At 42.3% G+C, this 22654-nt stretch carries 19 protein-coding genes; 9 read left to right on the top strand and 10 right to left on the bottom strand.

The window, feature by feature from the left end:
* Positions 1–388: 388 nt before the first annotated feature.
* Positions 389–961 (bottom strand): peptidylprolyl isomerase, encoded by a 573-nt coding sequence (locus FTV18_RS13050; protein WP_104426782.1) that lies wholly within the window; start codon positions 959–961, stop codon positions 389–391.
* A 103-nt stretch (positions 962–1064) separates the two neighbouring features.
* Here FTV18_RS13050 and FTV18_RS13045 point away from each other — a divergent pair, with 103 nt between their 5' ends.
* Complete coding sequence (locus tag FTV18_RS13045) at positions 1065–1736, top strand: acetoacetate decarboxylase family protein (RefSeq protein WP_179993066.1); 672 nt, start codon at positions 1065–1067, stop codon at positions 1734–1736.
* 45 nt (positions 1737–1781) lie between these two features.
* Here FTV18_RS13045 and FTV18_RS13040 read toward each other — a convergent pair whose 3' ends face one another.
* Positions 1782–2852, bottom strand: a complete 1071-nt coding sequence (locus tag FTV18_RS13040) for an alpha/beta hydrolase (RefSeq protein WP_180018431.1) — start codon at positions 2850–2852, stop codon at positions 1782–1784.
* Between the two features lie 213 nt (positions 2853–3065).
* On the opposite strand from FTV18_RS13040, the gene FTV18_RS13035 reads away from it, so the two are divergent.
* The 6 genes from FTV18_RS13035 (at position 3066) to FTV18_RS13010 (ending at position 9002) form a co-directional block, all read left to right on the top strand.
* Positions 3066–3560, top strand: coding sequence for a hypothetical protein (locus FTV18_RS13035; RefSeq protein WP_180018429.1), 495 nt, complete (start codon positions 3066–3068; stop codon positions 3558–3560).
* A 721-nt stretch (positions 3561–4281) separates the two neighbouring features.
* Positions 4282–4830, top strand: coding sequence for a nucleotide exchange factor GrpE (grpE, locus tag FTV18_RS13030; protein ID WP_166138659.1), 549 nt, complete (start codon positions 4282–4284; stop codon positions 4828–4830).
* Between the two features lie 154 nt (positions 4831–4984).
* On the top strand, positions 4985–6925 hold the full coding sequence (gene dnaK, locus FTV18_RS13025) for a molecular chaperone DnaK (RefSeq protein WP_104426786.1): 1941 nt from the start codon (positions 4985–4987) through the stop codon (positions 6923–6925).
* Positions 6926–7091: 166 nt separating this feature from the next.
* Entirely contained in the window at positions 7092–7487 is a 396-nt protein-coding gene (locus tag FTV18_RS13020; RefSeq protein ID WP_257218537.1) for a hypothetical protein, read from the top strand.
* Positions 7488–7607: 120 nt separating this feature from the next.
* Positions 7608–8513, top strand: coding sequence for a matrixin family metalloprotease (locus tag FTV18_RS13015; protein WP_180018427.1), 906 nt, complete (start codon positions 7608–7610; stop codon positions 8511–8513).
* 111 nt (positions 8514–8624) lie between these two features.
* Positions 8625–9002 (top strand): hypothetical protein, encoded by a 378-nt coding sequence (locus tag FTV18_RS13010; protein WP_162835342.1) that lies wholly within the window; start codon positions 8625–8627, stop codon positions 9000–9002.
* Between the two features lie 60 nt (positions 9003–9062).
* Here the strand turns inward: FTV18_RS13010 and erpA are convergent, their stop codons facing one another.
* The 4 genes from erpA to FTV18_RS12990 all read right to left on the bottom strand — a co-directional run bounded on the left by erpA (position 9063) and on the right by FTV18_RS12990 (position 12992).
* Entirely contained in the window at positions 9063–9398 is a 336-nt protein-coding gene (erpA, locus tag FTV18_RS13005) for an iron-sulfur cluster insertion protein ErpA (protein WP_004780362.1), read from the bottom strand.
* A gap of 116 nt (positions 9399–9514) precedes the next feature.
* A complete protein-coding gene (locus FTV18_RS13000) occupies positions 9515–10528 on the bottom strand; it encodes a putative solute-binding protein (protein ID WP_180018435.1) in 1014 nt (337 codons plus the stop codon).
* A 194-nt stretch (positions 10529–10722) separates the two neighbouring features.
* Positions 10723–11733, bottom strand: a complete 1011-nt coding sequence (locus FTV18_RS12995) for a putative solute-binding protein (protein ID WP_004780360.1) — start codon at positions 11731–11733, stop codon at positions 10723–10725.
* A gap of 254 nt (positions 11734–11987) precedes the next feature.
* Positions 11988–12992, bottom strand: a complete 1005-nt coding sequence (locus FTV18_RS12990) for a putative solute-binding protein (RefSeq protein ID WP_159124291.1) — start codon at positions 12990–12992, stop codon at positions 11988–11990.
* 211 nt (positions 12993–13203) lie between these two features.
* Between FTV18_RS12990 and FTV18_RS12985 the strand changes: the two genes are divergently transcribed.
* Positions 13204–15147: an ATP-binding cassette domain-containing protein gene (locus FTV18_RS12985; RefSeq protein ID WP_179993061.1), complete on the top strand. Its 1944-nt coding sequence runs from the start codon at positions 13204–13206 to the stop codon at positions 15145–15147.
* A gap of 304 nt (positions 15148–15451) precedes the next feature.
* Positions 15452–16615 carry a zinc-dependent alcohol dehydrogenase gene (locus FTV18_RS12980; RefSeq protein ID WP_159124281.1) on the top strand — a complete coding sequence of 388 codons (1164 nt, stop codon included), beginning with the start codon at positions 15452–15454 and terminating at the stop codon, positions 16613–16615.
* 699 nt (positions 16616–17314) lie between these two features.
* On the opposite strand, the gene FTV18_RS12975 is transcribed toward FTV18_RS12980, so the two are convergent.
* The 4 genes from FTV18_RS12975 to dnaN form a co-directional block, all read right to left on the bottom strand.
* The gene (locus tag FTV18_RS12975) at positions 17315–17662 is read right to left on the bottom strand and encodes a hypothetical protein (protein WP_180012252.1); all 348 of its coding nucleotides are present in this window, start codon (positions 17660–17662) and stop codon (positions 17315–17317) included.
* A gap of 192 nt (positions 17663–17854) precedes the next feature.
* On the bottom strand, positions 17855–20320 hold the full coding sequence (gyrB, locus tag FTV18_RS12970) for a DNA topoisomerase (ATP-hydrolyzing) subunit B (RefSeq protein ID WP_180018425.1): 2466 nt from the start codon (positions 20318–20320) through the stop codon (positions 17855–17857).
* Between the two features lie 54 nt (positions 20321–20374).
* Entirely contained in the window at positions 20375–21457 is a 1083-nt protein-coding gene (recF, locus tag FTV18_RS12965; RefSeq protein WP_166139276.1) for a DNA replication/repair protein RecF, read from the bottom strand.
* A gap of 25 nt (positions 21458–21482) precedes the next feature.
* On the bottom strand, positions 21483–22631 hold the full coding sequence (dnaN, locus tag FTV18_RS12960) for a DNA polymerase III subunit beta (protein WP_159124285.1): 1149 nt from the start codon (positions 22629–22631) through the stop codon (positions 21483–21485).
* Positions 22632–22654: the final 23 nt, after the last annotated feature.

The raw sequence follows: 22654 nt of genomic DNA, 5'->3' as shown, positions 1-22654 counted from the left end.
ATTTTCTGACAAATATTTCTCAAATAAACTTCGAGTAATTTCTACCATTCAATCAATGAAAATAATTTCGATCAATCAACCAGTAAAAATCCACACAAGTTGTTCTTCATAATCTCTTAATGATCTTTCTAACATCTCGTCAATGCCAGAAGCTGGACTTCGATAAACTTAACAACTCAACGCTTCGCGTTTCGTTCATTTCCGTCTATCTCGTCGGTATGAGCTCATTATAGGGCAATTTCCTACACAAGCAAGTGCTTTTAACGCACACCAATCATGACTGTTTCATTTTTATGCACCAAATTAGTTCATTTTCCTACCAATTGTTACATAAGTTCATAATATTCCAAAGAAAATATAAACAAAACATTTATGTTTTATTTTTCACTTACTTTTTCACGCTTGGTGCTTTAATGGTCACACTGTTGATTTTCACAGCTGTTTTCGGAACATCCTGATGCATGCCATAGTTCTGAGTAGGTACTTGAGCGATCTTATCGACTACTTCCATACCTTTTGTGACCCGGCCAAATACTGCATATCCAGCATTTCTTGGTGAACGATCCAGAAAACTGTTATCTACCAAGTTAATAAAGAACTGCGCTTTCGCCGAATTAGGGTCGTTGGTACGTGCCATGGCCAAAGTGCCACGTTTGTTTTGCAAACCATTATCTGATTCATTCTTGATTGAAGCTTTATTATTGGCTTTTTCCTGCATGTTGAGATCAAAGCCTCCGCCCTGAATCATGAAACCAGGAATGACCCGATGGAAAATGGTTCCTGTATAGAAGTTGCTTTTGACATATTCTTCAAAGTTTTTCACCGTAATCGGTGCTTTGTCATTAAAGAGTTCAATTTCGATATTACCGGATGAGGTCTTCATCTCGATCAGGGTATTGGCAGCAAAACTTGGCAAGCTAAATGCGATCAACGCGATAGCAGATAATGATTTTTTTAACATTTTTTAACTCATCTACTGATAAAGAAAGGTTGAGATTCACAACATATTAATCTTTCATGACTAATAATGCAGTGACCTGCCGACTAAAGACAAGAGAATAATAATGAGCCATGCATTACTACAGGAGAAAAGCGTCCATCAATTTCCGCCCTGGCATTTGCAGGGGGAGGGTTTTATTCTAAATTACTGGATTACCCCTCATTTCATTCGTGAATTTCAAAGTTTTCGGATTGCGCCATCTCCACTCGGCCGTGTCGTTCAGGTTCTATTAGTGCGCTATCATCATTCTCCTGTGGGCCCTTATGATGAATTGCTCATTATGGATCATCCTTTAATTAGCAGACGGCGTCTTTCGACTATTCCGAAAATTTATGTCTCTACTCATGAATCTATTGTGCATGGTCAGCACTTGTGGGGTATTCCTAAAGAATATGCAGAGTTTGACTGGCAAGAACAGGGACAGGAAACGATTTGCCGCATTACTTATCGTGAGCAAAGCATGACGCTTCGTCTTAAAAAACCTAAATCTCCTCGTTCTTTCTATTTAAATAGTCATCATCTTCCAAGCTCCATGCTAAAAATCCGGCAAACCTGGAAATCCCAGCATTATCAGTTTAGCCCTCAATTCCGGGGTTATTTATCCAAGCTCATTCAAGCAGAGTGGCAAGATACTCAGGATATATTCCCAGATTTTTCTAAAGCTAAATATTTACAAAGCTTTTATGTACCTAAATTTAATTTAGTCTTTCCAGAAGCCAAGATCCATAAAAAATAAAAAAGGTGTTTCACGTGAAACACCTTTTTTACATCTATTTTTGAATCAGATCTTTTTATCCAGGAATTTACGGAAATTCTTGCTGAGTTCAATAACCTGCTTTTTCGAACGTTTATGAATTGGGGTCAGATTGATAAAACCATGTGCCTGATCCGTATATTCCCGATAGTACACTCGTACCCCATTCTCACGTAACTTCAGAGCATAGATTGAACCCTCATCATGCAACACATCATGACGGGCGGTAATCACATAGGCAGGCGGTAGATTCTTCAGTTCACCATAGGTCGGTGAAATCAGCGGATCGTCCAGTTCGACCTGATGTGTTTCAGCATATAGCTTGGTCACCAGATCAATATCCTGAGCTGAAAGTACCAGGCCCTGATTGTATGCATAAAAAGAAGGATGGCGGCTTTTAAAATCGACAGCCGGGTAAAGCAATAACTGTGCGCGAGGTGCATAGATTTTATCGGCACTCCGCTGCGCAACTACTGCCGCCAGATTTCCACCTGCACTATCCCCTGCCACTACAATCTGGTTTTTATAGATTTTCAGCTGCTTAATGTTTTGATGTACCCAAGCCAGAGCATCTTCACAGACCTGTACCATCTGCAAAGGACTGTATTCGGGCGTTAGCGGATAAGCCACGCTGAGTACCTGCACCTTGGCATGTACCGCCAATAAACGGCAGAACTCATCATGCGTATCCAGACCACCCACTATAAATGCACCACCATGATAGAAAATGACCATCGGCAATTTTTTCTGTGGTGCCGGATGATAATGTCGGGCAAAGATAGTGCCATTTTGCAATGGCAAACGCAGATCCTCGACTGCCTTGACCGGCGTCGGTTTCACCTGAATAGCTTTCATGCGTTCATCAAACAGTTGACGTGACTGCACCGCATCTTCACTAATAAAACTGTGCTCTCCCTGTTTAATCTGAATCGCCATCAAGCATTTTATATAAGGATCCAAATCAGGATAGTCATAAGGATAATCCAATGCTTTTACCAGACGTTCTTGTGCAAAGCTCGGCAGGCAATCCAGCAAGCGTGCTGCAGTGCCCTGCCCCTTATCCATTACAAATTTTGTGACCGGATTATTCACACCCATGAGTTTTCATCCTTTTCCCATAATTCTTCATTTTTTCTACATGATTAGGGTTTTAGTGACCATATTCTTATATAAGTCTTAATATCAATGTACATAGATCATCTGCCAAATACGCTAACCTGAATTTAATCAGATGTCATTGACAGTTTAAGTGAGATTTTTACAGCACTTTTGCGACTTTGATGTAGAAGTCTGTATAAAAGGAGATAGCTTATGGCGATAAGAATAATAACGGTATCCTTAGCCACTGCATTTTTAGCCGTAGGCTGTGTGGCTTTTCCTGATGATGGTTATTATGACGGACGTTATGACCGTCGTGATCGAGGTTATGACTATCGTTATGATCAGGATCGTCGCTATGACCGGCAGCGCTGGGAATACGAACAGCAGCGTAAGAGACTGGAACTGGAACGTCGCAAAAATATTCAGCAGCGTAACTGGGAACAGGAACGGCGTCGGCAAATAGAACTGGACCGTCGTAAAACTCAACTGGAACGACAACGTCTGGAACAGCAACGCAAAAATCTGAGTAACCAGCGTCAGAAACAGGCGCAGGCTGAAGGTAAACGTCGCCAGCAACTGGAACAACATAAAAAAGTGGCAGAACAGCAGCGTAAACGGGTTCAACAAAACCGCTCCAATAATCCACACTGGAATGATCAGCGACGTAAACAGGAACAGCAGCGACCACGTAATCGTCGTGATTAAGTAAAATATAAATGAAAAGAGAAGCTCTGATTTAATCAGAGCTTTTTTATGGGCGCAGTTTTATGGTTTTGATCTCATTCCAGTTATTTTCTTTGAATAGAAGAAATGTTTTCACTCAGTATAGTCTTGATGAAGATGATCTCATTTTATAGGTCGAAAACCGTAGCAAATTTCAGGCAAAAAAAAGGCTTATCTAGAGAAAAGATAAGCCACGAAAACACATTTCTAAAAAGAGAAGAAACTACAGCGATAGAATCTGAAATGAATAATATAGCGTTGCTCATTTTTTGTGTAATACTTTATTGCTTAGTTATTAATCGCTTTTATGTCTAAAAAATAATCTGGACAAAAAAAAGCCGGACCATGTGTGAGGGATCCGACTGGAAAAAACAGCTTAAAAAATAAGGCAACAGCAACCTGGTTCAGCTCCCTCCTCAGAACAAGGTCGCTGTTAATGACGCTATGATGCACCGGTCTTAAAAATATTTAAAACAGATAAAAATTATTATTTCTATCTAAAAATACGATGCTACATTTATGAAAGTCATTAAATCCAAATAAATCCTAAAATTAATCTGTACTTGTGCTTGAATTTTTTGCCCCTGCCCCGATTTCTTTAAATAATTAAAAATTTCAATCATGGCAGTTCAGTATTAACGCAGTTAACTCTGACGCCCAAGGACTGTACATGTTTAAGAACCCATTTAAACGGAGTAAATCAATGGCAACTGAGCAGAACGAACAAGCTCAAGATCTTGAGCAAGAGCAAGCGACACAAGAGGTAGAGCAAACTCAAGCTGAACCTGAGCAAGTAGAAGTTACCGTTGAATCTTTACAAGAGCAGATTGCACAACTTGAAGGTGACTTAAAGTTAGAAAAAGCACGCACTGCCAATGCAGTTTACGAAGCACAAAAAAGTGTAGAACGTATTCAGCGTGAATCAGAAAAGCATAAAGACACTGTGCTGGAAAAGTTCTCTAAAGAGCTGCTAGATACAGTGGATAACCTGGAGCGCGCGATTGTTGCTGCAGGGGAAGAACAGGGCCCGTTACGTGAAGGCGTAGAACTGACCCTGAAAGCGTTGCTCAATACACTAGAGAAATTTGGTGTAGTCGCAGTTGATACCGCAAATGGTTTTAATGCTGAATTGCATCAGGCAGTCGGTATTGATCCAAATGCCAAATCTAATGAAATCGGTACAGTCTTGCAAAAAGGCTATGCCCTCAATGGTCGTTTATTACGTCCTGCAATGGTCATGGTTGGCGCTTAAGCTAAATAAATCGGGAGTTTGTGAAATTTTTTCTAAAAATTTACTTGAAAAAAATTGAACGGCTCTCATATCGGATAACAAGTAAATCCCTTTTAATTTCCCTTTGTTAAAGGGAAAAATTTGGGAATAAAAGAATTTTTGAGGAAACATCCAAATGGCTAAAATCATTGGTATTGACTTAGGTACTACAAACTCATGTGTTGCAGTACTTGAAGGCGACAAAGTTAAAGTTATCGAAAACGCTGAAGGCGCACGTACAACTCCATCTATTATTGCGTACAAAGATGGCGAGATCCTTGTTGGTCAATCAGCTAAACGCCAAGCGGTAACCAACCCTAAAAACACATTATTCGCGATCAAACGTCTGATCGGTCGTCGTTATGAAGACCAGGCAGTACAAAAAGATATCGGTCTGGTTCCTTACAAAATCCTGAAAGCTGACAATGGCGATGCTTGGGTTGAAGTAAACGACAAGAAACTTGCTCCACAACAGATCTCTGCAGAAGTTCTGAAAAAAATGAAGAAAACTGCAGAAGACTACCTGGGTGAAACAGTCACTGAAGCGGTGATTACTGTTCCTGCTTACTTCAACGATGCACAACGTCAAGCAACTAAGGATGCAGGTAAAATTGCAGGCCTAGAAGTTAAACGTATCATCAACGAACCAACTGCGGCGGCGCTTGCGTTCGGTATGGACAAGAAAGAAGGCGACCGTAAAGTTGCGGTATACGACTTGGGTGGTGGTACATTCGACGTTTCAATCATTGAAATTGCTGACCTTGATGGCGACCAGCAAATCGAAGTGTTATCAACTAATGGTGATACCTTCCTTGGTGGGGAAGACTTCGATAACGCATTGATCGACTACCTGGTTGAAGAGTTCAAGAAAGAACAAAACGTTAACTTGAAAAACGATCCACTTGCGTTACAACGTCTGAAAGAAGCAGCTGAAAAAGCAAAAATCGAGCTTTCTTCTTCTAACGCAACTGAAATCAACCTTCCATACATCACTGCAGATGCGACTGGTCCTAAACACTTAGTGATCAATGTAACTCGTGCAAAACTTGAAGGTTTAGTTGCTGATCTTGTAGCTCGTACCATCGAGCCTTGTAAGATTGCGCTGAAAGATGCAGGTCTTTCAACTTCTGACATCTCTGACGTAATTTTGGTAGGTGGTCAGTCTCGTATGCCACTTGTACAACAAAAAGTACAAGAATTCTTCGGTCGCGAGCCACGTAAAGACGTGAACCCGGACGAAGCAGTCGCAATGGGTGCTGCGATCCAAGGTGCGGTATTGTCTGGTGATAAAACTGACGTACTTCTTCTTGACGTAACTCCACTAACTCTTGGTATTGAAACCATGGGTGGCGTGTTGACTCCAATCATTGAGAAAAACACGACGATTCCTGCGAAGAAATCTCAGGTGTTCTCAACTGCTGCGGACAACCAGCCTGCTGTAGACATTTCAGTTTACCAAGGTGAACGTAAAATGGCTCAACAAAACAAATTGTTGGGTAACTTCCAGTTAGGCGACATCCCACCTGCTCCACGTGGTGTGCCACAAATTGAAGTATCGTTCGACATCAACGCGGATGGTATCTTGAAAGTATCTGCGAAAGATAAGAGCACTGGTAAAGAGCAATCTATCCAGATCAAAGCAAACTCAGGTTTGTCTGATGCTGAAATCGAAGCAATGATCAAAGATGCTGAAGCAAATGCTGAAGAAGACCGTAAGTTCGAAGAGCTTGCAAAAGCACGTAACGAAGCGGATGCACTAGTTTCTTCTGCTCAAAAAGCAGTAAAAGATCTTGGCGAACAAGTGACTGCTGACGAAAAAACTGCAATCGAAACTGCGGTTTCTGAGTTAGAAGCGTCTACGAAAGAAAATGATGTTGAAGCAATCAAAGCGAAAACTGAAGCATTGCAAAACATTATTATGCCGATCACTCAACGTGCTTATGAAGCAGCTCAAGGCCAAGGCGGTGCACAAGGTTTCGATCCTAATGCATTCCAAGGCGGCGAAGGCCAAGCCCAAAAAGCAGATGACGGCGTAGTTGATGCTGAATTCACTGAAGTAAAAGATGATAAAAAATAATTTGTCACTTTGAGAAAAAGACCGCATTTTATGCGGTCTTTTTTTTGTTCAATACATAGGCAATAGAATCTTTTTTAATTAAACTATAATGAAATAAATAACTTAAAAATAAAAATGTATGCAGAATTTTGTTAAGCTTTTTCTTCTGGCTTCCGGGCTTGCGATCATGCTGCTCTACCCGATGGGCAATCTGCTTCTGATCTTACCGCCGAATGTGGTACTCGCGCCTTTTAATTACCTGCAAACTTTCGGAATTGAAGCTTCTTTTTCCTTGGGTTTCCTGATTGCTATCATTGTATTACTGATCCTGGCTGTACCTCAGCGTTACCCTTCCGGAAAAGGTTTTATCATTCTAGCTATTGGATTGCTGAGCTATATTATTTTCCAGATCTTTAAATCTGAAATCACGCTGTATGCCTTTAATCACCAAACCAGACATTCCTATAACCTGAAATATTTAATTGAATTTATGATCTTCTTATTGAATGGTATAGGCCTTGGTTTTATCTATCATTCCAATATGCCAAGACAGGTTGAACAGTGGAAAGGTAAAAAATCATAATCTGACCTGAACAGAACCGTGCATAAGCACGGTTTTTTATTGCCACTTTTTATCGCTCTGACGCTAGGATTTTGCTGGTTTTTTAGCTACATTGAGCCAAACAATATTTAAAAAAACACTATGCGTCTTTTAAGCTTTCTGGGGATTGTCGTTTTCATTGTGTCACTGTTTTTGTATCTACAAACCAAGACCCATCCACAATTAAAATTTAATTCCCTGACTGACCGTTTGACCCATCCTTTCGATACCCGCTTACGTTTCCGGATTGACCAGGTCGATCCTGGCTTTGGCCTGACCCGTGATGAGGTCATTCAATTAAGTCAGGAAGCGATTCAGATCTGGCATGAAGGAACCAATCGCGATGATCTGATGGTTTATGATGAGAATGCTCAGCTGGCCATTCAACTGATCTATGATCAACGCCAACAGGACTATGAAGCCTTTAAAAAGGTCGAAAAAAAGTTACTTGCCGATGAAGCCAGATATCAGCGTGAAGTCAGCAATCTGCAAGTTTCACAGAAAAATCTGGAAGATCAGCAACAACGACTGATCCAGCAAAAAAGTCAGCTTGAGTTTGAATTTCAAACCTTATTGCAACGCCGTCAACAAGCCAGCTCATCTGCCGAGCGTGAACAGCTTCAGTATGAGATGGAAATGCTCAAGCCTAAACTGGAAAGTTTTAAGCGCGAATATGCCTATCTTCAGGAACAGCTATCTTCATTTAATCAGCAAGTTTCTGTTCATCAAAACAGTGTGCAAAGCCATCAGCGAAATATCCAGCAGGCCCAGCAGCGTTTTCCCCCACGCCAGTTTCATAAGGGTATTTTTATGGGAGATAAGATCCAGATTTACCAGTTTGATGCCAAAGATGATTTACGTTTAACTTTGGCACATGAGCTGGGCCATGCCTTGGGTCTCTATCATCATAATGATCCGGAAGCCTTAATGTATCCTGTATTGGGTGAACAGAATCTGCAAGATTTCAAACTACGCCCGGCAGACAAGACCCTATTGTATACCCGATAACATTCAGGTTTTAATTCCCTATATTATTTATGTGTTTAGGCTAGTAAAAATACAACTTGGTTTCATTTCATGTTATTGTGAAGAACAGTAGGACGTCTTAGGCCAACTTTCTTGGAGATTCATGTGAGTTACTACCATATTTTAATTGAAGTAAATGACCACATTAGTACGATTGATGAAACCCGTGATATCGAGATCTTTGATATCGAGGATATTCAACCTTATCTTCATTCAATTTTGCTGCCTTATTTCAATGAACAGCTGATCGAGCTGGATGATGAAAATCTTGAATTTAAGGATATTTTGCATCTGCAAGTGAAACAGACTTTGTTACCGATCAATGACTTGATTGAGGAAGAACAGCGTCTGTTGCCGAGTGATACGGACATTACCATTACAGCCTACGAGATATTTAATAACCGCGAACTGAGTCAGGATGTCACTACAGTGATTTTTGACCTGCTTGAAGCGGTCAAACTGGAAAGCTAAGCTTTCTTCAGATATAAAAAAGTCCTCATACGAGGACTTTTTTATTCAACTTGATAGGTATTAGATCGAGAATGAAGATCCACAACCACAGGTCGTGGTCGCATTCGGGTTTTGTACCACAAAACGTGAACCTTCCAGACCTTCAACATAGTCAACCACTGAACCGACCAGATATTGATAGCTCAGAGAATCGACCAGCATTTTGACATCGCCATTGACGAATTCTGCATCATCTTCATTTTGGCTTTCCGCAAAGTTAAAGCCATAAGAGAAACCTGAACAGCCGCCACCAGTGACATACACACGGAGCATTAAGTCTTGGTTACCTTCACTGTCACGCAACTGGCGTACTTTATTTGCGGCATTGTCGGTGAGCACAAGCGCTTGAGCATTCATGGCGGATTCCTCTGTTGAATGGAATGTCTTTAAAAAGAAAAGACCATATTTCAAGTATAACACACTCAATATATGGTCAGTCTGTACAGATTAAAAGTCAAATCAGAGTAATTTTATCAGGATTGTTTATAGTTCTCATCCTGTAATGCACATTCGAAGTTTTTCGGATTTTGCTTGCAGCGGAATTGCCAGAGTAACTTCATCATGCGTTTATCATAAATACCCCGTTTGGTCAGATCAATCCGCGAATCACGCATCAGCTTTTGGTAACCTGGCTTATCTGCTTCAGGAATATCCATCCAGTATTTAGAGGGAATATCTGCCTTCATTTTACCCAAAATTCCAAAAGCACGTGGTAACTGGCTTTTCACCCATTCACGTGATTTTTGTCCATATCCTGCCGGGAATTTATCTGGACGAATAATAATATTACCGGTGACCTGCAATACCGGATAATTCACAATAGCACCCTTGCTACCCAAACCTTTATGCAGTTCTAGCGGTTTAAATACAGCAGCCGGCGCGCCAATAATATCGACCTGACCATTGTTAAATTTAGAGCCAAAGTTGGTCACATCGGCGCTGACTGCCTGTGCACCCACCTGTTGAACCATGATTTTTTGTGCTTCGTCATAGTCAAGTACAGCAATTTTTTTACCTGCTGCTTTTGCAACAGTATTAATACTCCGGTCATTGACCATCAGGAAGGCATCGCCTACCGGAATTACCCCTGCGACTTCATACTTGCCTTGAACCATGAGCTTGGCAAAGGTCGGACTCGCCAGGCCTTGCATAACTTTTACCGCCAGGTTCAGATCAGGAATTGCACCAATCGCATCGAGTGAACCAGTAAAACGGTTGAACTGACGGCCACGCATACCAGTGACACTGATCCCGTCACATTTACCAGCTTTAAAATCTTCTGCGACGACGGCTTCATTGGTATTTACCCTGAGCTCGATATCAGCACCCCAGTTTTTTGCAGCCAGCTGATAGTCTTTCATTACAGCATAAACGTCACCATTTTTGCCGACCAGATCGAATACACATACCACCTGTTTAGCCTGAGCCAGACCTGAAACTGCCGCGAGTGCTGCACCTACAGCCAGGGCTTTCCATCCTCTCTGCATCATTTTGCTTTCCTTGATTGCCTTGTTTTTGTTATCTGCTTTAAGTGCTACATGTTATTGTTTTTTATACTAAACATGAAAGCATTATTTTTAATCAGCTTAACTGCTTTACCGTGATCTGCAATGGCAGATCTGACTTTGTTTAATATAAAAAAAGCTTAGATAAATCTAAGCTTTTTTCCTTAAAAATCAAATTATTCGCCAGAAAGTGAACATTCAAAGTTGGCCTTATCGACAGAGCAACGTGCACGTTTCAATACCGACATCATGCTGGCATCATAGATTCCACGCTTGGTCATATCCATACGTCCTTCACGTAATAACTTCTGGTACTTGGTTTTGTCTTCCGCGCTCAGATTCAGCTTATATTTTGCTGGAATACCGGCTTCCAGACGATTAATCATCGCCATGCTCTTAGGCAGATTTTTAATGAACCAGTCACGAGACTTCTGGCCAAAACCGGCTGGGAATTTCTCCGGACGGATCACAAAGTCAGAGGTGACATGCAGTACCGGGAAGTTAAACATCGCACCGCTATTGCCCAGACCTTTATAGATTTCGAGTGGCTTGTACGCATACGCCGGTGCGCCCACCATATCGACTTGGCCATTATTAAACTTGGCCACGAAGTTGGATACATCAGACACTACGGCCTGAGCACCTACACGTTGAACCATGATTTTTTGCGCATCATCATAGCCAAGAACAGCAAACTTCTTCCCTGCGGCTTTTTCAATAGAGTTGATGTTTTTGTCACGTACAAAGATAAAAGCTGAACCTAATGGCGCAATCCCGGCCACCTCATATTTTTTACCGCCCATGGTCGTAACCATTTTAGCGGCATTACGCTTATCCAAAGCGAAGCTAATCGCACGCTGTGCAATGGCATTACTTGGAGCACCACCTAAGGCATCGATTGAACCGGCAAACTTGTTATATTGACGGGCACGCATGGCGGTCATGAATACGCCATCACATTTGCCAGCCTTAAAGTCATTGTCAGCGACGGCTTCATCCTGACGAGCGATCAGATTAATATCTGCGCCCCAGCCTTTTGCTGCCAGTGCCCATTCCTGAGCCATCTGGAAAGACTCGCCAGATTTACCAAGTAGGTCAAACACACAGATATCGACCTTTTCTGCATGTGCCACACCTGCAAAACCAAATGCAGAAAATGCAGCCAATGATAAGAGTGTTTTTTTCATTTTAGTTATCCTTTGAAATCTTGTTGTTAGCTGAGTGTCCGTACACGCGTCAAATATTAAGCAAATTTATTTCAAAAAAATAGAGCATTTACTCCAGATAAAAGCGGCTTTTTGGCCTATAAAGATAAATCAGTTTTTCTTGATTTCTTTTATCTTATTTTTTTATAAATATATCAGCATCTTAATATTTTAGCTTAGCTACTTTGAATTACATTTCATTCGCTGTAGTTACAAAGATATACATGATTTTAAAACTATTCACCACTAATTGAGCATTCGAAATTGGTTCTTTCCACAGTACAGCGTGCCCGTTTTAATACCGTCATCATGCCAGCATCATAGATGCCCTGTTTGGTTAAATCCATACGCCCTTCACGCAGAATTTTCTGATAACTGACCTGTTCCTCACGACTCAGGTTCAGAACATATTTACGCGGGATTTCTGCTTCCATCCGTTTTACCATCGCGAAGCTGCGTGGTAACTGCTTAACAAACCATTGTCGGGAATTGGCTGCAAACTGTTCCGGAAATTTATCCGGTCGAATAATCAGATCTGCTGTGACATTGACCACCGGAAAGTTAATCATGGCTCCTTTTTGGCCCAGTCCTTTGGTCACTTCGAGAGGTTTAAAGGCATAAGCGGGCGCTGCCACAATATCCACTTCACCCTGATTAAATTTACGGATGAAATTGGAAATTTCCGAATTTACCGGTACAGCTTCTACCCGGTTCACCATAATGGTTTGGGCATAGTCATAATGCAGCACAGCAAACTTCTTGCCCTTAATATGTTCTAGCTTGTTCATATTACGATCACGGACAAAGATATAAGCAGGACCAATCTGGCCAATACCGGCTACTTCAAATTTTTCCTTGCCAATCTGAGTGGTCATGCGCTTGGTATTACGCTTATCCAGCACATAACTCACCGCTTTCATGGCAATGTCATTATTAGGAACGCCGCCAATGGCATCAATGGAGCCTGCAAATTTGTTATAAGCTCGCGCGCGCATGGAGGTCATATAGAAGCCATCGCATTTTCCGGCTTTGGCATCCTGATCGACTTTGGCTTCATCCTGATAAGCAATCAATTGAACCGTAGCCCCCCACTGCTTGCTGGCTAATGCCCATTCTTCCAGCAGTTTGAAGGATTCACCCGATTTTCCCAGTAAATCAAATACACAGACATTGACTGGGGCAGCATGTGCACTCGAAGCCCATAGGCCCAGTGCAGATAAAATTAAAAATCCTTTTTTCATTTTTATTCTACTCAATATTATTATGAGCCTTGATGGCTCTATCTTTCGGTTTTTAAACAAAATAGAGTATTTACTCAAAACATAGTTCATCATATATGAATCTATAAATTTTTAAAGCCTGAACAGGATAAACTGCAACGAAGATTTTTTGTTTTCTCCCGGCTTTCCATTAGAATAGCGGCATTCTCTTTTGCCCTTGTTAGTAAGTTCAATGATTCAGTTAGACCAAGTTTCGTTACGCCGTGGTGGGCGAGTGTTATTTCAAAAAGCCTCCATGCAGCTTCATCCCGGCTGGAAAATTGGTTTAACCGGCGTGAATGGCGCAGGAAAATCTACCCTGTTTGCGGCTCTTTTAGGTGAGCTCAGTGCAGATGAGGGTTCGCTAACCCGTCCATCCGTTTGGACCGTAGCGCATATGGCTCAGGAAATTAAAGCCCTAGATATGCCAGCCATTGATTTTGTTCTGTCAGGCGATGAAGAGTATTGGGATATACAGGCTAAACTAGCGCATACGGAACAGCTTTCTGATGCAGAACTGGCACAGCTACATGGCCGTTTTGACGAGATTCATGGCTATTCTGCTCCATCGAAAGCAGCACAGTTAATGGCTGGTTTAGGCTTTATGGATCATCAGATTCGCCTGGATGTTTCCAGCTTTTCAGGCGGTTGGCGGATGCGTTTGAATTTGGCCCGTACCCTGATGAGCCGTTCAGACCTGCTATTACTCGATGAACCGACCAACCACTTGGATCTGGATGCGATTTTGTGGCTCGAAGACTGGTTAAAGGCGTATGAAGGCACTTTAGTGCTAATTTCGCATGACCGTGATTTTCTGGATGCCGTGACGGATCATATTCTGCATATCGAAAATCAGGAACTCACCCTCTATACCGGTAATTATTCAACTTTTGAAGTGACCCGTAGCGAGCGTCTGGCGCAACAGCAACAGGCCTTTGAGAAACAGCAGGAAGCCCGAGCACATTTACAAAAATTTATTGACCGTTTCAAAGCCAAAGCAACTAAAGCACGTCAGGCCCAAAGCCGGATCAAAATGCTGGAGCGTATGCAGGATCTCGCCCCTGCTCATGTAGATACGCCTTTTACCTTCAGCTTCCGTGAACCCACTAAAATGAGTTCACCACTTCTGGCCTTGGAACAGGCGGAAATTGGTTATGGCGATAAATCGATTGCCAGCAAAATTAACCTGCAAATCACCCCAAATTCTCGCATTGGTTTACTGGGAATGAATGGTGCGGGTAAATCAACCCTAATCAAAACCTTAGTCGGAGATTTGCCCTTATTAAATGGTCAACGTAAAGCCTCAGAATTACTCAATATTGGTTATTTTGCTCAACACCAGATGGATGCTTTGGATGCTAATGCCAGCCCAATGCTACAACTGGCGCGCATCGCCGATCCAAAAATCAGTGAAGCTTCTTTACGCTCTTTCCTCGGCAGTTTCGGTTTTAGCGGTGAGCGCATGGATACCCCATGTGAGAGTTTCTCTGGGGGTGAACGTGCACGTTTGGCTTTGGCTTTAATTGTTTGGCAGCGTCCAAATGTACTGATTCTGGATGAACCGACAAACCATCTGGATCTGGATATGCGCCATGCCCTGACTATGGCTTTGCAGGATTTTGAAGGTGCGGTGGTACTCGTTTCGCATGAACGTCAATTGATTGCGACAGTATGTGATGAATTGCTGTTAGTACATGCCGGACGTTGTACCGAATTTGAGGGTGATTTGCAGGACTATGCCAAATGGTTACGTGAAGCGCGTCAACAGCAGATCAATGCACAGAATGCCTTAGCCAAAGCACAGGTAGTAGAAACAGAAGCTAAACCTGTGGTGGTAGCCAAAGTAGATAAGGAAGCACAGCGCAAACTGGCCGCTCAGCGTCGTGAGCAGACTCGTCCGATTCGCAAGAATATCGAAAAATGCGAAGCGCAAATTGACAAGTTACAACCGCGTCTGGCAGAAATTGAAGAATTGCTGGCAGATAGCGCTTTATATGAAGCTGCACGTAAAGATGACTTGCTGAAACTTATGAACGAGCAAACTGAACTGAAACAGAAACTGGAAACTGCCGAAGAGCAAATGCTAGAACTGATGATGGAGCTAGAAAGTTTGGAGCAATCTTTTCAGGAAGGTTAAGTTTTAAACCTTGATTCAAATCTTAGAGATTAGCTGCAACTGGAGCTAATCTCTTTTTTATACTTTTTATATATTGCTCTCTCCATCTTTTCCCTGATTTTTTTATCGAAACCGTTTTTTGACATATTTTGTAGTGAATTACGCAAATCCTATATAAGTTTATTTTTTAAACACTCGGATGTCTTATTTCATACATTAATTTACAGCGATTTCTTGGCGCATAAGTCTCTAATAAAAGTGTTTTTTATTTTTGGCAGCCTTGATACGAGTCTGTTTAATGTTGAACTAGAGAGAGGAAATCCGCATGCGTGCTCTTACCTATCATGGTGCTCGGGATGTACGAGTTGAATCCGTTCCAGATCCAGTGATTCAGGAACCAGATGACGTCATTTTAAGGGTGACAGCGACTGCCATCTGTGGCTCAGATCTGCATCTATACCGGGGTAAAATCCCGGCCACTGAAGATGGCGATATTTTCGGCCATGAATTTATGGGAATTGTAGAAGAAGTCGGCCCTGAAGTCACAGAAGTCAAAAAAGGCGACCGGGTAATTATTCCTTTCGTGATTGCATGTGGTCACTGTTTTTTCTGTGAACATGAACTGATGGCTGCCTGTGAAAATACCAATACTGGCCGTGGTGCAATTATCAATAAGAAACAAATTCCACCAGGTGCGGCTCTGTTTGGTTATAGCCATTTATATGGCGGTGTACCAGGCGGACAGGCTGAATATGTTCGTGTGCCTAAAGGTAATGTGGGCCCATTTAAAGTGCCAGGATCATTACCGGATGAAAAAGTCCTGTTTCTGACTGATATCTTGCCTACTGCATGGCAGGCTGTAACCAATGCCCAGGTCACTCGCGGCTCCAGTGTTGCGATTTATGGTGCTGGTCCAGTTGGTTTACTGTCGGCTGCCTGCGCACGTATGCTGGGTGCCGAACAGATCTTTATGGTCGATCACCACCCTTACCGTCTGCGTTTCGCCCATCAAACTTATGGTGCAATTCCAGTGAATTTTGATGAAGTCGATGCAGCTGAATATATTATTCAAAATACTGCCGGTCATCGTGGTGTTGATGCCGTCATTGATGCGATTGGTTTCGAGGCCAAAGGCAGTTTGCTTGAAACTGTGATGACGAATCTAAAAATTGAAGGTTCGAGCGGCTTTGCCCTACGTCAATGTATCGCCGCAGTACGCCGTGGTGGTGTGGTGAGTGTGCCAGGCGTATATGCTGGTCCAATTCATGGCTTCCTGTTTGGTGATGCCTTTGATAAAGGATTGACCTTTAAAATGGGTCAAACGCATGTGCATAAATTCCTGCCACAATTACTTGAATATGTAGAAAATGGCCAGCTGTCTCCAGAAGTGATTATCACCCATCGCATGAAACTGGAAGAAGCTGCTGAAGGCTATCGTATTTTCGATAAACGTGAAGAAGACTGCCGCAAGATTATTCTGACCCCATAAACACAATCGTTAAAAAAATAGAAAGCGCCGTTAGGCGCTTTTTTTATTTTTGATCACCATTTTATAAACCGTATTTTTTTCTATTTTCAGTTTCTAAAAGCTCAGATCTATTGTCTGTTTATCAAATGAACTGGCTCTAGGTCACGTGATCACTAAACTTAAAAAAGTATTAAGCTATAGAAGTAAAAGTTAGAAAAATCTATAAGCCTATGATTCATTGAAAAAAAATGAAAGTTCACTTGATTATTAAATTAATTATGTAGTTTAGCTACAGTGAAGATCTTTAGAATTAAAATATGTTCCACGCTTATTGTTAATTAAATCTACAATATCAATATAAACCATTAATTTTTAAGTTATTTATATAATTTACCATTAAAAACAGATAAAAACTCACCTGAACTGGTTGCCGTTAAAGAACATAGAAGATATGGCTCCAACTAGTCTTTTAAATTCAAAAACCCATTTTAAATTTAAAAACACTTATCCACAAGATAGAGAAATTAAATTTAAATTTAAAAAATTAAGAGATAAGAAAGACAATATAACTTGTGGATAAATACTATCTTATTCACATAAAAAAATATGGATAACTTTGCAGTTATCCACACGATTGATCAGGGTTCAAACAAAATTTAAAACAACACTATTCAAATATTTTTAGAAAATTTCGAAGTAACTTAATAAATCATTGGAACTTTAGGATTTCAAAAATCTAAGTTCTAGAATTTTCCATTCATCCTCTAGCTTCCAGATCTCTTGAAGACGCTGTTTATTATTTTCCAGTCCAATCAAGATCCGGCATTCAGTCTGGTCTTCATTGTACTCGTATTCTTCATATTCTATGTCTGGCTTCAGCGGTTTCCATACACCGTTTTGTACCGCATGCGCAATCCGATCATAACGCAGATAGCTTCCTTCTACGCGGCCTTCCTGTTCAAAAACCACCTGAAAGTCCTGATGTTCATAGTGGCGCAGCACATCATAGTCGCCACTGTAGAATGCATTGGCCCAGATCTCACGTATTTCTTCAAGCTGGCTATCCATGGATAAACCTCTTTATAAATAAGACTTGATTCTACTGAACCAGGCTTTTTTGAAACCTAATATCAGCGGATCATTGGTCTAAAAACTGCTTAGATTAAAATTATTCTAAACAGTTCATCCGGCATTAATAGAAAATTTACGTAAAAAAAGCGCCTTAAAAGGCGCTTTTTCGTTTCGATTTATTCCGATAGATCAGGTATCAATATCAGCATTCAAGGCATTTTCTTCAATGAAGGCACGACGTGGTTCCACATCATCCCCCATCAGACAAGAGAACATACGGTCTGCTTCAATTGCATCCTGCACCGTCACTTGTAGCATGTTACGGTTTTCCGGATCCATCGTAGTTTCCCACAACTGGTCCGCGTTCATCTCACCCAGACCTTTATAACGCTGGATCATCATGCCGCGGCGAGAGTCTTGCAGAATGTGCTGCCAAACCTGATGGAAACTGCTGACCAGAATCTTGCGCTCACCTTTCTGTAAATAAGCACCCTCTTCAAGCAGCGTGAACCAGCTTTTCGAATTTTTCAGTAAACGTGCATATTCACTTGAGCTGAGCAGGCTAGCATCTAGCAGGTAATGATGCGGCAGGTTATGCACATAAATTGTAATCCGTGGTAACCAGCTTTCTACGATCTGGCCATCAACATCTTTTTCAAAACGTTCCAGACTCAATTCAGGACGTAAACTTGGCTGGATTTTTTCAATCGCTGCACGCAGGTCTTCACCCCAGGTTTCCACATAAGCTTTATCTTCCAGCTGATCCAGCTTGAATGCTTCCAGTGAAATCAACGCATCCAGCAAGCTTGCAGGATAACGTACAGTTAAACGTGCCAAGCTCTTCTGTGAAGTTTGATAATCAGTAATCACATTGGCCAGAGCTTCACCACGAATCGCAGGGGCATCGGCACTGATATGCAGTTCCAGCTCATCAATCGCATTCGAAATCAGGTAAGTTTCCAGTGCATCATTGTCCTTGATGTACTGTTCCTGCTTGCCTTTTTTCAACTTGTACAATGGTGGCTGTGCAATATAAATATGACCGCGTTCCACCAGTTCCGGCATTTGACGGAAGAAGAAGGTCAACAGCAACGTACGAATATGTGAACCATCCACGTCAGCATCGGTCATGATGATGATTTTGTGATAACGCAGCTTGTCCGGGTTATATTCTTCACGACCAATCCCACAGCCGAGTGCCGTAATCAGCGTACCCACTTCTGCAGAAGAAATCATACGGTCAAAACGGGCACGTTCCACGTTCAGGATCTTACCTTTTAGCGGCAGAATTGCCTGCATCTTACGGTTACGGCCCTGTTTTGCAGAACCGCCCGCAGAGTCACCTTCGACCAGGTACAGTTCAGATAAAGCTGGATCTTTTTCCTGACAATCAGCCAGTTTACCCGGAAGGCCGGCAATATCGAGCGCGCTCTTACGACGGGTCATTTCACGGGCTTTACGCGCCGCATCACGGGCACGCGCTGCATCAATGATCTTGCCTGCAATTGATTTAGCCGCCTGTGGATTCTCTAACAGATATTCAGAGAATGCCTTGTTCATGGCCTGCTCAACGGCAGATTTCACTTCACTCGATACCAGTTTTTCTTTGGTTTGTGAAGAGAATTTCGGATCCGGCACTTTTACTGACACAATCGCAGTCAAACCTTCACGCGCATCATCACCTGAAACCACAACTTTTTCTTTTTTCAGGATATTTTCACTGTCCATGTAGTTATTTAAACCACGGGTCAGTGCTGCACGGAAACCGGCTAAGTGAGTACCGCCATCCTTTTGCGGGATGTTGTTGGTAAAGCAGCGTACATTTTCCTGATAAGAATCATTCCATTGCAGTGCAACTTCTACCCCAATGCCATTTTCTGCCTGAGTGGTGAAATGGAAAATATCATTCAGGTGGGTTTTACCCTGATTAATGTACTTAACAAACTCAGCCAAACCGCCTTCATAGTCAAAAATGTATTCGGCATTAATACGTTCGTCACGTAATACGATTCGTACACCTGCATTCAGGAAGGACAGTTCACGTAAACGACGTGCCAGAATGTCGACATTAAAAATGGTCTGGCTAAAGGTTTCCGCACTTGGCCAGAAACGCACGCGAGTACCGGTCTTATCAGTCTCACCCACCACTTTTAACGGGAATTGTGGATCACCATGACGGTATTCCTGTTCATGGATTTTACCGGCACGATGAATGGTTAGTTCCAGTTTTTCTGACAACGCATTTACTACGGATACACCTACACCGTGCAGACCGCCAGAAACTTTATAGCTGTTATCATCAAACTTACCGCCAGCATGCAGAATGGTTAGAATCACTTCTGCAGCAGACACGCCTTCTTCAGGGTGAATGTCGGTCGGAATACCACGGCCATTGTCTGATACTGAAACTGATTCATCTTCATGAATAGTCACTAAAATTTCATCACAGTGACCTGCCAGCGCCTCATCAATCGAGTTATCTACGACCTCGAAGACCATGTGGTGTAAGCCGGTACCATCGTCTGTATCACCAATGTACATGCCTGGACGCTTACGTACTGCGTCTAAACCACGTAATACCTTGATGCTAGAGGAATCATAAGCTTTTTCAGTGGTTTGTTCTGTTTGAGAAGCAGCTTGATCTTCTGAACTCATGGTTTCTCCCTAGTGAAATATAGGTTTATCCAAAGATAGGTAAAAATTTAAAAACTATTGCACAACAACTTGAACTGTACCGTTTTCAACATTGAATAACTGATATGAGATAGACAGATCATGTAGGTGCTTTTGTACTGATTCATGGTCTAAAGTGGTAATAAAAACTTGACTACCAAGCTGGCTCAATCGCTCAATTAAACGTTGTTGTGCGGTTAAATCTAATTCTGCTGTCACATCATCTAATAATACCACAGTTTCCTTATTACAAGAATGCAGCATTGCGATTTGCGACAGTTTAAGTGCCATCATTAAAAGCTTTTTTTGTCCACGGGACAGGATCACATCAGCATCCCCCAAAGGGGTCTTGAGACGCAAATCTGCGCGATGTGGACCATATTCGGTATAGCGTCGTTCCACATCTTTATCATGATGATTGGTCAGGTCATTCAGCAGGCCGTTTTCGCTGTGAAAGCCAGGGCTGTATTCCAGAGAAATCTCCAGATCAGGCAGTAGATGCTTGAGATCATCCTCAAAAAATGGCTTCCACTGTTCCACGATGCCGACACGCTGGGAGTGCAAAATCTCGCCATACTCACTCAGCATCTGGTTCCACGGTTCCAGATCAGACAAACTTAGAAAACGTTTGGATTTAAGCAGGCTGTTCCGCTGTTTTAAGGCTCGTGAATAATATTGCCAGGCATGATAAAACTCTGGTTCCACGTGGAACATTAACCAGTCCAATAACTGACGACGTGGTTTGGCGCCATGATCGATAATATCGGTACTTTGTGGATCAAGCAGTTGTAAGGGCAACATTTTAGCAAGCTGGCCTTGAGTCGCAATCGCATCGCCATTGACCTTAATCAGCTGTTCCCCGCTGGCCATTTTTTGCATGCCGACTTTTTCAGTTTCCGATTGGGCGAACACAATCGCATCCGAGGCACCATGCTGAATGTAATTTTTCGGGATATGGGTACGAAAGGAACGTCCTGTGGCCAGTAAATGAATAGCTTCCAGTACTGAAGTCTTGCCTGAACCATTCTGGCCATAAAAAACATTAAACGGTTGCAATCCCTGGAGTGCAACCGTTTTTAAATTTCGTACACGTTCAATATGAAGACGCGTAATATGCATAGCGTTGGCTTAGCTCAGCTGTCGCTTAGACACGCATTGGCATCACGACATAAGTCTGATCGGTATGAGATGGATCCTGAACCAGCACAGACTGATTCGCTTCAGTCATGGTCATCGATACATCTTCACCGTCCAGTACCCCTAGCACTTCAATCAGGTATTGCGCATTGAATGACATTTCCAGTGGTGCATCTGCATACTGGATGGCCAGATCTTCAATCGCCTCATCCTGTTCCGGGTTATTGGCACGAAGTTGTAATGAACCGGCATTAAAGTTCAGGAATACGCCACGCAGTTTTTCATTACTCAAAATAGCCACGCGTTGTAAAGATTGCTTAAACACGTCATGCGCAATAATCACATTCTTGTCGCCACCACGTGGAATCACACGGCGGTAGTCCGGGAATTTACCGTCAATCAGTTTCGTAGTGAAACGAACTGTGATATCGGTCTGTTCTTTATCACGGCTGGCCATGCGAATGGTCACATTCAATAATTCACGACCAATCAGCAGAGAAAGCTGCTCATCTTCAACGCTTAATAAACGTTGCAATTCAGCGACTGCCTTACGTGGAACAATGGCTTGAATCGGTTGAGTTGCAGTCGATTGTGCTGCTGTTTCACACAGTGCCAGACGGTGACCATCTGTTGTTACCGCACGAAGCTGATTGGCATCAATTTCAAGTAAAGTACCGGTCAGATAGAAACGTACGTCCTGCACAGCCATTGCGAAAGCCGTTTTTTCAAACAGACGCTTTAATTCGCGCTGAGTCACAGTCACTTGTGTACCTTGGGTATTTTCAGTATTCAGTAATGGATAGTCATCCGCAGGCAAAGTACCGAGCACAAAACGACTATTTCCAGATTTCAAGATACAACGCTGGTCATCAGTAATTTGCAGGTCGATCAGGGCTGCTGATGGCAAAGATTTACAGATATCAATCAGCTTACGTGCTGGAACAGTGGTTTCACCGGCTTGCAGGCATGCACCTTCAGCCAACTGTGTGCTGGCAACCAGTTCCACTTCCAGATCCGAACCGGTGACGGTCAAAGCTTCAGCAGTCACCTGGATTTTCAGGTTTGAAAGAATATTTAAGGTATGGCGACGTTCAACCGCTCCTACGACATGTGAGAGAACATTCAGTAAGCTTTCTTTCGCGATTTTTAAACGCACGGTACATTCCTCTAAAGCTGAAG

Origin of the sequence: Acinetobacter sp. YH12241, assembly GCF_013417535.1 — a bacterium.
Classification (GTDB): Bacteria; Pseudomonadota; Gammaproteobacteria; order Pseudomonadales; family Moraxellaceae; genus Acinetobacter.
The sequence above is the reverse complement of the archived record's forward strand: the minus strand, read 5'-3'. Positions and strand labels throughout refer to the sequence as shown.